The sequence below is a fragment of the Brevibacillus parabrevis genome (assembly GCF_022701015.1).
Classification (GTDB): domain Bacteria; phylum Bacillota; class Bacilli; order Brevibacillales; family Brevibacillaceae; genus Brevibacillus; species Brevibacillus parabrevis.
The window spans coordinates 1,044,403-1,058,884 of sequence record NZ_CP064090.1 but is presented as its reverse complement, the minus strand read 5'-3'; the positions used below and the strand labels follow the sequence as shown (position 1 = coordinate 1,058,884).

The window sequence follows — 14,482 nt, the reverse complement described above, 5'->3', positions numbered from 1 at the left end:
ACGCCTCCTTATCCGATCAAAAACAGATTCATAAACTCGTTCACGCGCATCTGCCCCAATTGCTCGTGGTCAAAGCAGACTTGCTCGATTTTGCGCTGCTGCCCGGCAGGGAAATGGGTACGCAATGTATCCGAAAACTTTTCCTTGATCTTCGGAATCGCTTCCTGACGGCGGAAACGGTGTCCGAGCGGATATTCGCACTCGACGTTCTCCGTCTTCGTTCCATCCTTGAAGTGAATCTGTACCGCATTTGCGATTGAGCGCTTGTTCGGATCGAGGTAATCGTACGTGTACTGCTTGTTCTCGATCACCTTCATTTTCGCGCGCAGACTGTCTATTCTCGGGTCGCTGGCGGTTTCGTCTTCGTAATGCTCCGCTGTAATCGTTCCTTTCAGCAGAGCAATGGCGGTAATGTATTGCAGGCAGTGGTCACGGTCAGCCGGATTGTGCAACGGGCCGACCTTGTCGATAATCCGGATAGCCGATTCATGAGTCGTAATCGTGATGGAATCGATCTCTTCCAGTCGGTCGATGACTTGCGGGTGCAGCGTTACGGCGCACTCTGCTGCGGTTTGGGCGTGGAACTCTGCCGGATACGATACTTTGAACAGCACGTGCTCCATCACGTAGGAGTCGAGCGGTCGAGCGAGCTTCAGTTCTTTTTTGTTGAACAAAACGTCCTGGAATCCCCAGCCTGGCGCAGACAGTGCGGACGGGTAACCCATTTCTCCTTTTAGCGCCATCAATGCCAGATGCACGCCCCGGCTGGTCGCGTCTCCCGCAGCCCATGACTTGCGCGATCCCGTATTCGGTGCGTGACGATAAGTGCGCAGGCTGGAATTGTCGATCCATGCGTTGGACAAGGCGTTAATGATCTCTTCCCGGCCCCCGCCCAGCAGCTTCGTCACGACCGCCGTCGTAGCGATTTTGACGAACAGCACGTGATCAAGCCCCACGCGGTTCAAGCTGTTTTCCAGCGCGAGCACTCCCTGGATCTCGTGCGCCTTCACCATCATTTCCAAAACATCGCGCACGACGAGCGGTTCTTTTCCTTCTGCCAGGCGCACGCGGCTCACATAGTCGGCTACAGCCAAAATGCCTCCCAGGTTGTCGGACGGATGTCCCCACTCGGCTGCCAGCCACGTATCGTTGTAGTCGAGCCAGCGAATCATGCATCCGATGTTGAACGCTCCGCGCACAGGATCAAGCACATACGCTGTGCCGGGAACACGGCTGCCGTTCGGAACGACTGTGCCCGGGACGATAGGCCCCAAAAGCTTCGTGCACTCGGGATAGGACAAGGCCAAAATGCCGCATCCGAGCGTGTCCAACAGTACGTAGCGCGCGGTCTGGAACGCCTCCTCGCTCGTAATCTCCTTCGTCAGCACATAGTCTGCGATCTCCTCCAGCAACTGGTCTGTTTTCGTGCGATCATTCATTTTCAACAAGCGACTCATTCCTTTCTGCTTGGATTGGATTTAGGCGTGGCGTTGGCCGATGTAGTTGACCCGTGGACGGAAAAGGCGGTTGTGGCTATGCTGCTCGATGACGTGTGCGCACAGCCCCACTGTTCTTGCGCTGAAAAAGATCGGTGTGTACAGCGGAATCGGAATCCCCAGCATCCAGTAAACCGGAGCGGCGTAGTAGTCCAGATTCGGGTAAATGCCCTTCTCGCGCTCCATGATTTTTTCGCCTGCCTCGCACATCTGGTACAGCAAGTCGTCGCCTTTTGCATCACACAATTGCTTCAGGGCGTCCTTCATCATCAGTGCGCGCGGGTCGATCTTTTTCATGTACACGCGGTGCCCGAAGCCCATGATCCGCGCCTTGTTGGCCAGCTTGGACTCCAGCAAAGCTTCAAACTCCTTGACCGAGCCTGCCTCAAGCAGCATGTGCATCACCGCTTCGTTCGCGCCGCCGTGCAAGTTCCCTTTCAAGGAAGCGACCGCCCCGGTCAACGCCCCGTACAAATCCGACATCGTCGAGGCAATGACGCGTGCCGTAAACGTCGAATTAGGCATCTCATGCTCGCTGTACAAAACAAGCGAACGGTCGAAGATGGCTTCTTCAAAGTCGGACGGGATTTTGCCCGTGATCATGTACAGGAAATTCGCACTGTACGACAGCTCCGGCAGCGGCGCGATCAGCGCTTCCTTTTGAATCACGCGGTAGCTGTTGGCGACGATGTTCGGCACTTTGCCCAGCAGCTTGTAAGCCCGCTCCTTGTTGGCTTGCGCCGTGCAGTTGTCCAGTTGGCTGTCGTATCCGGCAAGCGCAGAAAGCCCGGTGCGCAAGCCGTCCATCGGATGCATTTTTTCCGGCAGCAGCTTGAGCATGTCGAATACTTGGTTCGGTATGTCGTACTCGGCTTTCAGCTTTTCTTCCACTTCGCGCTTTTGCTGTTCGTTCGGCAACGATTCTTCCAGCAAAAGATGGACGATATCCAAGTAACGATGCGCTTTGGACAGCTCGATCAAATCGTATCCTTTGATGACGATTTCCCCTTGCTTCGTATCCAAAAAGGAAATGCTCGTTTCCGCAGCGACTACACCTTCCAGACCTGGAAAAAACTTTTCTTCAGCTCCCATTCTCTTCATCCTCCGCCCCGATTAAGTTGACCTTTAGACGTTGATAAGCCTTGTCGAGATTGTGCAAAAGCTTTTCTTGATCTGCCTGATTTTCTGCTCGCCTGATGACCTCTGCTTTTAATTTCGCGTAATGCGCTTTGATCGCGCTCGGGTTCTCTATCGTCAAGTTGTTCATAATGCACGCCTGAAAATCGTTGGTGAAATACTCCACCGTTCCAAACAAAAAATCACTCATCCGTCACGTACCCTCCTGAAAATCCGCACAAAAAAACAACTTCCGCAGAAGTTGTTAAGAGGCGAATGAATACCGAAACAAGCATGCTGATTGTGAAAATCAAAAACACGCCTATCCATCTCGCACTTAACACCCCCTATCCTCGTAGGTATTGATGTTGCGCTCAAACAGGCAGGTCTCCTGGCTTATGATCATCGCTTTTCGAACCTTCCCATTTTCGGCTGGCGAAAACAGTGGTATCTTCGAATCGCTCCCAATTACAGTTGCGGGACAGCGTCGGATTCGAACCGAACTTCCCTTTTAAGCAGATAAAAATGTTGAATTTATCTGCACCTGTTTGTACACGTATGAAGTTTGCTCTCAATATATCAGTTATTTTGAAAATTAACAATTCTTTTCTTTGCTAAATATTGGATATTGCAGCCATAGAAAAAGCCAGCCCATCTACTGACAGGCTGGCATCATGGCCGAGCGGATTACCCGATGATCTTCGTTTTCTTCGCGTTTTCCATCGATTTTTGAATCAGCCCGCTCAGCGGTCGTTTCAAAGCCAACGCAATGAACAGACTGATGCCGATGAAGCCGCACAGCATGAGAATATCCCGAATCGCCGTCTCCCAGAGGATGCCCCCGACCCCTTCACGCAACAAACTGATCGCGTAGGTGAACGGCATAAACGGATTGAGTGCCTGGAAAAAAGGCGCCGTCATACTGATCGGGAACGTGCCCCCGGAGCTGGAAAACTGGAAGACCATGAAAATGATCGCGATACCCTTGCCGACATTGCCGAATACCGACAACAGCGTATACGTGATCGTCACGAACACCATACTGACGAGCATCGCGAAAAGGACAAACGGAACTTTGTCCGCCACATACGCTTCCAAAATGTAAAAGTCACCGAGCGTAATACACAGTGCCTGGAACAGCCCGATTGTCACGAATGTGCCCAGACGGCCAAGGTACAGCTGGTACGGCTTGTAGCGTCCGTCCGGGTTCTCCGGGTCTGGTTTGAGCAAAGAAATCAGCAAGGTCGCTCCTACCCATAGCGACAATACTCCGTAAAAAGGCGACATCGCCGAACCGTAGTTCGGAATCGGATATTTGCGGTTTTCCTTGATCTGCACCGGACTTGCCAAAAACTCGCTCTCTCGCTTGATATCCCCGCGCAGCAGCTTGGCGAGATCGGCAAAGTGATTGTTCGCCTCGACCTCTCTCAGCTTGTCCGCCGCTTGCGCAATCGCACTCTCCAGCTTGGGCAGATCATCGCGCACCAGCTCGGCTACCCGGTGGACGCCGTTCTCCACCTCAGGCAGCTTGTTGCGGACAAAGTCAGCCAGCTTGGTCAGCTCCGCCTCGGCTTGCGGCAAATCGTTTTGGATGAAGCCAGCCGCCTGGTCGAGCTTTTGCTTGATTTCTGGCAAATGCTGCTTGAGGAACGGCGCTGCCGTGTGGATCGCTTTGGCAAACGCTTCGGACTTGCTTTGCAACGTTTGCGCCAGTTCATTGACCCGCGCCTGAATCTGCGGCAGCTCCTGCTCGATTCGTTTCAGCTCGGCCAGCCCCAGCTCCAGTCCGGCTTTTGTCTCTTTCAAAATCGCCTCGATATCCGGCAGCCTGTCTTTTGCTTTTTGCAGCAGTTCGGCGGAATCGCCCACGACTGTTTTCAGCTTTTCAATGCCCTCGGCGATTTTCGGAACGATTTCGCTATCGTAGCGCGCCAGGATGTCTCCCAGCTCCGCACTCGTGTTTTTCGCCAACTGATTCAGACTCTCGATCAAGTCTCTTGCGGGCTTTTTCCCGTCTGCCAACGCTTTCGCTATCGTATCGAGAATCTCGATTTGCCGATGCATTTTCTCTTCCAGCTTATGGAGCCGCTCGGAAAAAGGCGTCAGCGGCTGCCCCGGAATGTAGCGGTTCAGCTTGTCGACCAGCGCAGAGGTGTGCTCTGCGATACGCGCAGCTTTGCCTAGCTTGTCAGACACAGCCTGCACTTCGGCAGCTGTAGGCAATCGTTCGGGATTGATTTGCAGCAGCCTGTCTGTCAGTTGCACAAGCGCATCGGACGCCTGCTGAGCCAAAATGAGATTTTGCTTGATGAGCGGAGCGATTGTTTCAAAAGCGCCGTCATGCGCCGTGAAAAATTGATTGAGCCGATCGGCAAAATCGACTCCCTTGTCAGCCAATTCTCCGATGCGCGGCAAGGCATTTTGTGCCGCCGAAACAATCTCAATTGCCTGACTGGCCTTTTGCGTGGCCGTAGTCACCGCATTGGTCACTTTGCCGAAGTTTTGGTCCAGCTCGACGATGCGCCCGACCGCCTGATCGATCATCGGCAGCTTTTCTTCCATCGCGATGACGGCGGAAGCAGCGTCGTTGATGCGCGGCCAGTTTTGCTGAATCTTCAAAAGAGCATCGGCCGCCTGGTTAATCTCGGGGATGCGCTTCTCCACTTCCGGGATGATTTGCGCTTTTTCATGAATGTCCGGCAGCTTTTTTTCGATCTCCAACACTTTCTGACCTGCCGCATGAATCTCCGGGAGCTTGCTTTCCAGTTCGAAAATGCCGCTCTCGATCTTGCGAATGGTCGGCAGCTGCTCCTCCAGCTTCACGCCAATCTCCGTCAGCTTGGTCAAAAGCGCTTCGCTGACCGCTTCCGTGAAGCTCTCGTTGATCTGCTTGGCAATCGCCGATACACCTGAAGAGGTGATTTTCGGAGCCACGGCATTCACTTTTTCGTTGACGGTATAAATGACTTCGGGCCTGTCCAGCCGACCATTGACGATTCCGGTAATCTTTGCGGAAAAGTCGGCGGGAATCAGGATGCTGGCGTAATAATCGCCGCGATCCACGCCGCGTTCGGCTTCTTCCTTCGTCACGAACGTCCAGCCTAGCTTTTCATTGTGCTGCAAGCTTTTTAGCAGCTCTTCCCCGATATTGATCTCTTTGTCCATCACTGTCGCGCCCTTGTCTTCGCTCGTCACCGCAACCTTTACCCCTTGGGTATTGGCGTACGGGTCCCAGACTGACTTGATGTTCACCCAGTCGTACAGGCAAGGAAGCAGGATGATCGCGATGATCAGGAAAATCCCCGTCGGTACTTTGAAAATATTGATCCAGTCCGTCTTGTAAATCTGCCATATAGAGCGCATGTGTGTACCACCTGATTAATTAGGAATGAAGGGCGTCAAACACTTACATGACAGTCTACCATAAAAGGAAATTAGCGGGAAGGAAGCTGCCAATAGTAGCATTGGCCCCTGTCCGTCATTTTATGATTTTGCGGGCTGTGCCTTTTGGCGATCAGGCAGCGGCGCATAGAGCGAAAAAACCGCCTGTTTTGCTAGTTTCGCAAGACAGACGGCTCCTCTTGGGTTATTTTTGCCTGCATGTGCTATGTTCGCTTCTTTTCCACCCGCACCAGGTACAAAAAGTAGGGCACACCGATCAGCGCTGTCAAAATTCCCGCGGGAATCTCGACTGGCGGATTCACTCCCCGCCCGATCGCGTCTGCGATGAGCAAAATCAGCGCCCCGATGATCGCCGCTCCCGGCAACAACATCCGGTGCTGGTTGCCAAACAGCTTGCGCGCTATTTGCGGAGCGAGCAGCCCGATAAAACCGATGGAGCCAATCGCAGCGACGCAAGCGCCTGCCAATGCGACTGCGAGCAGCAACAATCCGTAGCGGGACTGGCTGACCCTAAGGCCAAGCCCCGTAGAGCTGTGCTCGTCCAGGCTGATAATATCCAGTTGCCGATGCAAGGCGAAAGCGGCAGGAATCAGGACACAAAGCCAGGGCAGCAAGCCGTATATTTCATCCCAGCCTTTTCCCCACAAGCTTCCCGCCAGCCATACGAGCGAATCGTTGGCTTGCATCGGGTATTTCACCAGAACAAATTCCGTCAATGCCTGGCAGACCGCCCCTACCCCCAGACCGACGAGCGCAAATGTACTCGGCTGCACCCCGCTCTTTCTGGCAAACGCGATCAGGGCAAGCGCAACGGCCAACGCCCCCAGAAAGGCGAACAGCGGAAGCACGAGCGGAGATGCATGGGGGAAAAATAAAATAATCGCTACGGCGAACAAGCCCGCTCCTTTTGTTACTCCGATCACATCCGGGGAAGCAAGCGGGTTGCGAATCATCCCTTGCAAAATCACTCCGGAAATCGCGAAGCCCGCTCCCGCCAAAATCGCCAGAATCGCCCTTGGCAAGCGGTAGTTTTCTACAATGAAGGACAGCGAGGACGACTCTCCGGTCCAAATCGCCACGATCAGGCCGGGAGCAACGTAAACAGAACCGACACTCATGCCGAGAAACGCCGCCACAATCGTCACCGCTGCCAGGGCAAACAGAGCGATGGCTTTACGCGAACTCCGTTTGCTGCTCGCTGCTGTTGTATCCACCTTCACACCAGCTCCCTCCCTTTTTTTCGCGCCAAGTAAAGAAAAAAGGGCGTGCCGAGCAAAGCGGTCACAATCCCGACCGGCGACTCAAACGGGAACGAAATCAAGCGGGCGACAACATCCGAGTACGTCACCAAAACAGCCCCGCCCCAGGCAGAGGCAAAAATGACCGCGCGATAATCCGTGCCGACCAGCTTTCTGGCAATGTGCGGGATCATCAGCCCGATAAACCCGACAGCCCCCGCGACAGCTACTGACGCTCCGCCCAGTATTACAATAGCTGCACAAGCCAATAGCCGCACGACCCCTATTTTTTGCCCCAAGCCCATCGCTACTTCCTCGCCGAGCCGAAAGACCGACAATGACCCGGCCAAGCCCGCTGCAAGCGCCAGCCCAAGCACAGACCAGGGCAAAATCATTCGGACATCCGCCCAAGTCGCTCCGCTGATCGAGCCGGACAGCCAAAACATGACGTCGGAAATGTGCTCATTGTAAATGATCAATCCTTTTGTAATGGAGGTCAGCAGCAGATGTACCGCCATCCCGACCAGCGCAATCTTCAAGTTGGTCATTCCTCTGGAAGAGGCAAACCCCAGTACAGTAAAGCCCCCGAGGATCGCTCCGGCAAAAGCGAAGTAAATCAAGTTTGCCGAACCGATGCTAGGCAAAAAAAGGATCGCCAGGACGACGACAAGCGACGCTCCGGCATTGACGCCAAAAACTTGCGGCGAAGCGAGCGGATTGCGGGTAATGGCTTGCATCAACGCTCCGGCTACGGCGAGATTCGCTCCGATCAACGCTCCCAGAACGGCTCGCGGCAGGCGAATCGTTTGAAAAATGAGCAGCTCCTTGGACGGTTCCGCCAAGCTCCACTGCTTGAGGACGGTCTGAAGCGGAATCGCGGCTACACCCGTAAACAGGCTGAGCCATAATCCGATAGCGAGCAGCACTGTCAGGCAAATACACGTCTGAACGAGGGAACGTTTATTCGTTCGTCTCATGGTCATCAAGCTAGTAAGCACCTCCTGCGCACGCGATCCATGGAAGGCTTGGCAGCGCCATTGCGAAGCTCTGGCAGCCTCATGCGTTCTCATCAGAACCAAACAGAAAAAGACCAGATCGCAATCCGGCCCCTTTCCTTTCCATGTGTCGTGCGCGCTTCCTTTACTTCTTCTTGCTGTACAAAATCTCGCTGGCCTCTGTGACGATTTTTTCCGCCGATTTCAAGCCGCGGTAACGCGTCCACAGATCGCGGTTCACTTGGTACACTTCTTTGTTTTTCACGGCGGTGATGTTGTTCCACAGCGGGTTTTGCTTCCATTCCGAGAGCAGCGTATCGTCAGCTTCCACGAGGAAAATGACGTCCGGGTCCCACTGCACCATTTGCTCCAAGCTGATTTTCACGGTCGGTTCTGCTGCATCTTGGATGGTGTTTTTGATCCCGACCATTTCCAGCAATTCACCGTCAAACGATTTCGCTCCGTGTGCCGAAAGCGAGTCTGCGCGGAACACGCCGAGCATCACGGTGCGGGAATCTCCGGCAGGAATGTTCTTTTTCAGCTCGTCGATGACAGCCTTATGCTTGACCAGGCGCTGCTCGGCTTCTTTTTGCTTGTTCAGCGCTTCCCCGATTGCAGTGAATGAGCTCAAGTTTTCCTGGTAAGTCGAATTGCGGCTTTTCAGGATGATTGTCGGAGCGATTTTTTGCAGCTCCTTGTAAATGTCCTTGTGGCGGTTCAAATCGCCGATGATCAAGTCAGGCTTCAACGTACTGATGACTTCAAGATTCGGCTGCTGGCGCGTGCCGACAGACGTGTATTCGATCTTTTGTCCGAGCAGTCCCTCTACATCGGTTTCTTTTTCGTGAGCAATGCCCACAGGGGTTACACCCAACTCCCACAACGCATCGACAAAAGAAAACTCCAGTGCCACGACACGTTTCGGCTCTCCGGTGATCTCGGTTTCTCCAAGCTCATGCTTGATTGTCCGTTTTTGTGCAGCTTGTGCGCTGTCCTGGCTGGCAGCCTGATTTTTTGTCTCGCTGCTGCCGCATCCGGTCAGGACGACCGCGCATGCCAGGGCAAGACTCCAAGCGAGATGCCCCCACTGTCTGAATCTGCTTTTTTTGCTCATTTCTTTGTTTACCCCCTCTTGATGATAATGAGAATTATTATTGATGAAGGACGGGTTTATTGTAACAACCGCTATTTTCAAAATAAATATTGTACTGATTAACGCTTTTAAGTTCATTGCGATAATTAACGTCATTTTGTTTACGGCAAAGCTGCGCCCACAGACCAGGGCATGCTTGTCTGCAAACAGCAAAAAGCTTGTCTTTTTCAAGACAAGCTTTCACGGCACTTCTTTGTTAAAATTCGTTCAGCTTCCATTTGGTCGCGTAGTAGTTGATCTGCTCTTGCAACCAGGCCGCCGCTTCATTTTCCTCCAGGTACATGGCTCCCGGGCAGCCGTATATGCTGCTGGTCATTTTCGCTGCTGACTCGGCGTACTTTTGCCATTCCGCTTCGTTCGAGGCAATCGTCGCCAGACCGACGCAATACGTGCTCATTTTCGGCTTGTTTGCTTTTAGCCACTTTGCCATGGTGTTCCTGAACTCGCGGTCTGCCTCCTGATTGCGTTCCTCGCCCGCTTCCGCAGGCTTGACCATCATCAGTCCAAAAGGCTTTTGCGCTGCCAAAATGCCATCCAGCTCTTGCGTGAATTGGTGAACGTCTACGGTCGTAGCAGCGACAGCTTTGTAAATCGGCTGCCCGTCCATTTGTTTGATTTCCATTTTCCTCTCCCTTTCTCAGCTCATTTTGTTTTTCGGTCATTTGTACAGGTGAGTGACGATAGCAGGGGGTTACTTTTGATAGTAATAATCAAGCTTGCCCTCCTCTACCTGTGCAGGGAGTTCTTTCGCCTGTAGACGTAGATTTTTTGAAAAAGAAAAACGACCTCCATGAATCAGAGGTCGTTGCAAGCGTTACGTCTATTTGCTCTGCGGCGGAAGGCTCACCTGAAAAATGGTCTGGGCGGAGGAATCTGTTACCCAGATGCTCCCTTGCCCTGTTGCTGCAACATCGACTGGCTGATCAAACGAGGAAGCCAGCGTAGTGACCTTGCCATTATGCAAGTAGCGAATCGCATGGTTGCGGCTATCGGCGATTACCAGTCCACCCTCGGCCGTTACTGAGATGCCTTTTGGGAACTGGAATTGGGCGGAACTTGCTGCGCCATCTCCCTGACCTCCCTCTGCGTACAGGCTGTCTTGCGGATAAGTCAGCGTGGCAGCTCCCGCTACGGTAGCTACCGTCCCGTTTTTCAGATCGATATAGCGAATCCGTTGGTTGCCCGTGTCGCTCACGTACAGATTGCCTTGTCCATCGATGGCGATTCCGGTTGGCTCATTGAACTTGGCTTCTTTCAGCTTTCCGTCGCGAAAATCACCCGCTCGTTCCACATATCCCGGGGCAAGTTGCACAATCCGCTCTGACAGACTGTTCAAGGTCGTCACTTTGCCATCCGCGGTAATTTTGCGAATCGCATGGTTTAACGTATCTGCCACGTAAATCGTTCCGTCAGCAGCGACAGCGAGATCGCCAGGGGAGTAGAAACGCGCTGCTTTTCCTGTCCCATCCTGGTGTCCTTGCACGCCATCCCCGGCAAGCGTCGCGACCGTCCCCTGCGTGGTGATTTTGCGGATGACATGGTTGCCGGTATCTGCGATGTACAGGTTTCCTTGTGCATCTGCTGCCATGCCTTGAGGCTGTTGAAACATCGATTGATTCAGTGGGCCATCGAGCCACATTCCTTCCGGCAAGCCTTTTGCATCGCGGGATACCGTCAGCCCGGCGTAATCGGATACGAGTCCGGCAGCCAGCTTGCGAATGCTGTGGTTTGCGGAGTCCGCGATATAGGCGGCGCCGTCGGGCAAGACGACAATCCCCGACGGTTCGCGAAACGATGCGGACAGGGCGGCACCGTTTTCATCGCCCGTTTGTCCTGAGCCAGCTACGATCTTTTTGTCTGCCACGGGGGCAGGTTCTGTTGTCGCCGCAAATGCCGGGACAGCACCTGCCCATACAGCCAGAGCAAACACGCCCAACACAGCTGCCTTCGATATGCTTCGCTTTTTACGTATCAATGCGAAAGTCCCTCCTTGTCCGCTGTTCGATGATCTCTGCTAGAAAAGCTGGCTGAACAGCGGCCTGTTTTGAATGAGCTGAACGAGCGGGCTTGGACCTGGCTCGACAGGTGGCGGCGGCGGTGGAATCGGACCTGGGCCCGGCTCTTCCACGGTGACATCTGCATATCCCCTGCCTACCACCTGATCGAACTCATCAAATGCCCTTACTTTTACTTCATAGCTCCCTGCTGACACATTGGCGAAGGTGTATTCCTGACTATTGCTAACTTCCTCGCACGTATCTTCCAGGCAAACCGAATACTTAACCGTGTCGCTCACCTCATTCCAGGTGACTCTGACCGATGATCCGGTGGCTGTTGCTCCTACGTTCATATATTCCGGTTCGGCTACTACTCTGAAAAAGTCTCTTCCTTTGGCAATAACCTGGTTGCGCGCATTGTAAGCGGTCACGTCCACCGTATACTTTTGGCGATACGAGAAGTCCTTGAACTCATACTCCAGCTGACCTGGACCTGCGGGCTGCAAAAGCGTCTCGCACGCATTGTCCGTCAGGCAAATTTCATATCTTTCTGCATCTTGCACCTGATCCCATCTGATATAAACCCATCCGTCCTGGCCGATATCGATATCGATGGTGCCAACTTCCGGCTCAGGTTGTGGTCTGGGCTGCTCGGGCACGTAGCCGAGCAAAAACGAATTGCTCTGCGCCGCATAGCTGCCAGACTCATCGTAAAACTTCACGACATAGCGATTTTGCAGCATCGTCGAAGTATCGCTTGCCAGCGTCAACAGAACGGTGTGATCTGAAATTTGCGTTCCACTTGCGACTGCCAACGTTTGCGAGCCGTTCACTGCCGGGATGTCAAAACGGTAGAATCGGCCATTTTGCAAAGTAACGCCAGCTTCCGAGCCGCTTTGAATCGGTTCAGAAAAAGTAAGCTCGACATGCTGACTGTCTTTTACGCTCGCTGACACCGTGGTATAGGCATATCTCGCCACCTCGCTGTCCCGCATGTTGTCAGCGGTGGCATAAGCCTCTACCGCTCCTGTGGTCAGATGAATGGTCGAACCCGGCTCGTAGCGCTCATAGCGACCGCCATTTTTATAGTAGATGGTTGCACCCGGCGTATCTGTCTGTAGTGTAATATCAGGATTTCCGTCCACCAATCCCGCCTCTGGCGAAGCAAGCACTGGCGCTGCCTGTGGAGCATGGAACACGCCGTACGTGGAGAAATGCTCCACACTGGCAATGACCCGGCCATCAACTACGCTGGTTCCGTGCACGTATTCCCAACGGTCATCTGAGCGCTTGTAAAAGACGCCGACGTCCGCCCCGCTCTCTCGTGCCTTCAACGGATAAGACAATGTGACAGGCTGCTTCACTTCAATCCCTTCAAAGGCAAAGCTGAGGACTAGACCAGCCTGTTCCAACGCACTTCCCTGCTTCACTTCTCGAATCGTTACCGTTGCCTGTTCCGGCAGTGGATTGGCTCCCATATCCAGCTCGAAGCCTTTGTCGAACAACATGGTTCCACTGTGCAGCTTGACTGGTTTCCCAAACGGCGCATAGATGTGGAGAAGGAGACGGACGTCGTTTTTGTAATCGCTCACTTTCCCGATAAAAGAGAAGCTTCCCGTCTTGTCGGTATGGATTGTCGTTTGCTCCCACGTCACAGAAACTTTGTTTTTTGTGCCATCTTCCATTTGAGCCAGGACCGTACCGGGCAAATGATAGCTGACTCCTGCGCGAATCGTTTCTTCCAGATCAGCGATGCGCACGATTTTTCCCGGGTCCTTGTCCTTGCCGCCAGAACCGCCGGAACCTCCTGAGCCTCCCGAACCTCCCGAACCGGAGCCACTTGAGCCAGAACCGCCTCCGCCTCCGGAAGTTCCTGTACCTGATCCTGTCGGAACCGTCGGTATGCTATTTTTCAGCTTGTCCAGTTCCTGCTGACGCGCTGCTTCCCTCAGCTTTTCAAGGCGCTCCTGCTCTTCCTGGATTTTCTGCAAAATGTTTTCTCTAGCAGCATTGCGCTGCTTTTGTTCTTCCAGCGCTTTTCGTTGCCGTTCCCGCTCCAATTCCAGCAGCTTGTTTCGTGCTTCTTGCTGCTGCAGTTCGCTCCACTCGACCGGAGGAACGTTCCCGCTCAGTTCAATTTTCCGCTGCAAATCCTTGTTGACTTGATTGACCAGATCGCGGATATCGCTCTCTGACACCTTGTTGTTTGCCAGAGCTTCTTTGACCAAGTTATTCAGCCAGACGTTCATGTTATTTGCGTATTCTTCCAAATCCCTTTGTTCATTCAACGGAAGGCCCGGAAGCTCTCCTGTTGCTGCTTTGTCAGTCAAATGCCGCTTCATTTGCTCGATCCACTCATCGTTTTCCTGATCCATCATCGCCTTGTTGCGAATCATCGCTTCCAGCAGCGCAGGCGACATCGTATTGAGCAGATCCTCCGGTCGAATAAAAGCGACCTGGGAAGCTGGCGGCTGTTGCTTGCCTCCATCGAACATGGACAGCTGCATCAACGGGTACACCATGACCTGCTTGCTGTCCGTACGATTTTCTGCCTGGACTTTCCCTGCTGCCACAAAAACACTGCTTTTCCCTGTCAGCGGGTCGACACTCACCTGCAACTGTGTCCCTCTCACTCCCATGATCGCAGTCGGCGTCTGGATGGAAAACTCATCGGATTGCTTCGTCAGCGATTTTACTTTGATGTACGCTGAACCAGATGTCACCTGGACGCTCGTTTGCTTGCCATTTGCCGCCTCTTGCAGCTTCGCCAACGAGATGATCGTATTTTCGTTGACAGTAATCTCATCATCGCGATCCACAATGGAGAGCACTACACTTGATTTGGGGCCTGTCGATATTTGATCCCCTTTGTTCAGGCTCATGCTTTTGAACGCTTTGTACTCTTTCGTGCCGCCTGCCTTTTTCACCATCACAGTCCCTGTCACTTGCTCGACCTTGGCTACCCGGGCCGTCTCTGCCTCTGTCCCTGTAGCCATTCCCAGCAGGAGGAAACAGAGCATGCCAAGGACCGTCAACACTTTTGCCAGCCCGACAGGTTGTTTGATCGGCTGATCCATCACTTGTC

At 53.4% G+C, this 14,482-nt stretch carries 10 protein-coding genes and 1 riboswitch; all 10 genes read right to left on the bottom strand.

Features of this window, described 5'->3' with window-relative positions:
• Positions 1–8: 8 nt before the first annotated feature.
• Positions 9–1,439 carry a bifunctional 2-methylcitrate dehydratase/aconitate hydratase gene (locus IRJ17_RS05235; protein WP_423751961.1) on the bottom strand — a complete coding sequence of 477 codons (1,431 nt, stop codon included), beginning with the start codon at positions 1,437–1,439 and terminating at the stop codon, positions 9–11.
• A 39-nt stretch (positions 1,440–1,478) separates the two neighbouring features.
• The gene (gene mmgD, locus IRJ17_RS05230; RefSeq protein ID WP_242773575.1) at positions 1,479–2,588 is read right to left on the bottom strand and encodes a citrate synthase; all 1,110 of its coding nucleotides are present in this window, start codon (positions 2,586–2,588) and stop codon (positions 1,479–1,481) included.
• The gene (locus IRJ17_RS05225) at positions 2,578–2,823 is read right to left on the bottom strand and encodes a hypothetical protein (protein ID WP_122962338.1); all 246 of its coding nucleotides are present in this window, start codon (positions 2,821–2,823) and stop codon (positions 2,578–2,580) included. Before IRJ17_RS05225 ends, mmgD begins: the two co-directional genes overlap by 11 nt.
• Positions 2,824–2,976: 153 nt before the next feature.
• Positions 2,977–3,175, bottom strand: a riboswitch (cobalamin riboswitch).
• 124 nt (positions 3,176–3,299) lie between these two features.
• On the bottom strand, positions 3,300–5,975 hold the full coding sequence (locus tag IRJ17_RS05220; protein ID WP_242773572.1) for a YhgE/Pip domain-containing protein: 2,676 nt from the start codon (positions 5,973–5,975) through the stop codon (positions 3,300–3,302).
• Positions 5,976–6,217: 242 nt separating this feature from the next.
• The gene (locus IRJ17_RS05215) at positions 6,218–7,132 is read right to left on the bottom strand and encodes a FecCD family ABC transporter permease (protein WP_242775220.1); all 915 of its coding nucleotides are present in this window, start codon (positions 7,130–7,132) and stop codon (positions 6,218–6,220) included.
• Positions 7,133–7,230: 98 nt separating this feature from the next.
• Positions 7,231–8,235 (bottom strand): FecCD family ABC transporter permease, encoded by a 1,005-nt coding sequence (locus IRJ17_RS05210; RefSeq protein ID WP_242775218.1) that lies wholly within the window; start codon positions 8,233–8,235, stop codon positions 7,231–7,233.
• A 157-nt stretch (positions 8,236–8,392) separates the two neighbouring features.
• Entirely contained in the window at positions 8,393–9,361 is a 969-nt protein-coding gene (locus IRJ17_RS05205) for an ABC transporter substrate-binding protein (RefSeq protein ID WP_242773569.1), read from the bottom strand.
• A 235-nt stretch (positions 9,362–9,596) separates the two neighbouring features.
• The gene (locus IRJ17_RS05200; protein WP_122962334.1) at positions 9,597–10,022 is read right to left on the bottom strand and encodes a hypothetical protein; all 426 of its coding nucleotides are present in this window, start codon (positions 10,020–10,022) and stop codon (positions 9,597–9,599) included.
• A 198-nt stretch (positions 10,023–10,220) separates the two neighbouring features.
• Entirely contained in the window at positions 10,221–11,375 is a 1,155-nt protein-coding gene (locus IRJ17_RS05195) for an NHL domain-containing protein (RefSeq protein ID WP_173597250.1), read from the bottom strand.
• A 39-nt stretch (positions 11,376–11,414) separates the two neighbouring features.
• Positions 11,415–14,474, bottom strand: coding sequence for an Ig-like domain-containing protein (locus IRJ17_RS05190; RefSeq protein ID WP_242773566.1), 3,060 nt, complete (start codon positions 14,472–14,474; stop codon positions 11,415–11,417).
• Positions 14,475–14,482 lie beyond the last annotated feature (8 nt).

Coding starts and splice junctions, on each gene's coding strand:
- IRJ17_RS05235 (WP_423751961.1), bottom strand. CDS start 1,439: ATGAATGATCGCACGAAAACAGACCAGTTGCTGGAGGAGATCGCAGAC.
- mmgD (WP_242773575.1), bottom strand. CDS start 2,588: ATGGGAGCTGAAGAAAAGTTTTTTCCAGGTCTGGAAGGTGTAGTCGCT.
- IRJ17_RS05225 (WP_122962338.1), bottom strand. CDS start 2,823: ATGAGTGATTTTTTGTTTGGAACGGTGGAGTATTTCACCAACGATTTT.
- IRJ17_RS05220 (WP_242773572.1), bottom strand. CDS start 5,975: ATGCGCTCTATATGGCAGATTTACAAGACGGACTGGATCAATATTTTC.
- IRJ17_RS05215 (WP_242775220.1), bottom strand. CDS start 7,132: ATGAGTGTCGGTTCTGTTTACGTTGCTCCCGGCCTGATCGTGGCGATT.
- IRJ17_RS05210 (WP_242775218.1), bottom strand. CDS start 8,235: ATGACCATGAGACGAACGAATAAACGTTCCCTCGTTCAGACGTGTATT.
- IRJ17_RS05205 (WP_242773569.1), bottom strand. CDS start 9,361: ATGAGCAAAAAAAGCAGATTCAGACAGTGGGGGCATCTCGCTTGGAGT.
- IRJ17_RS05200 (WP_122962334.1), bottom strand. CDS start 10,022: ATGGAAATCAAACAAATGGACGGGCAGCCGATTTACAAAGCTGTCGCT.
- IRJ17_RS05190 (WP_242773566.1), bottom strand. CDS start 14,474: ATGGATCAGCCGATCAAACAACCTGTCGGGCTGGCAAAAGTGTTGACG.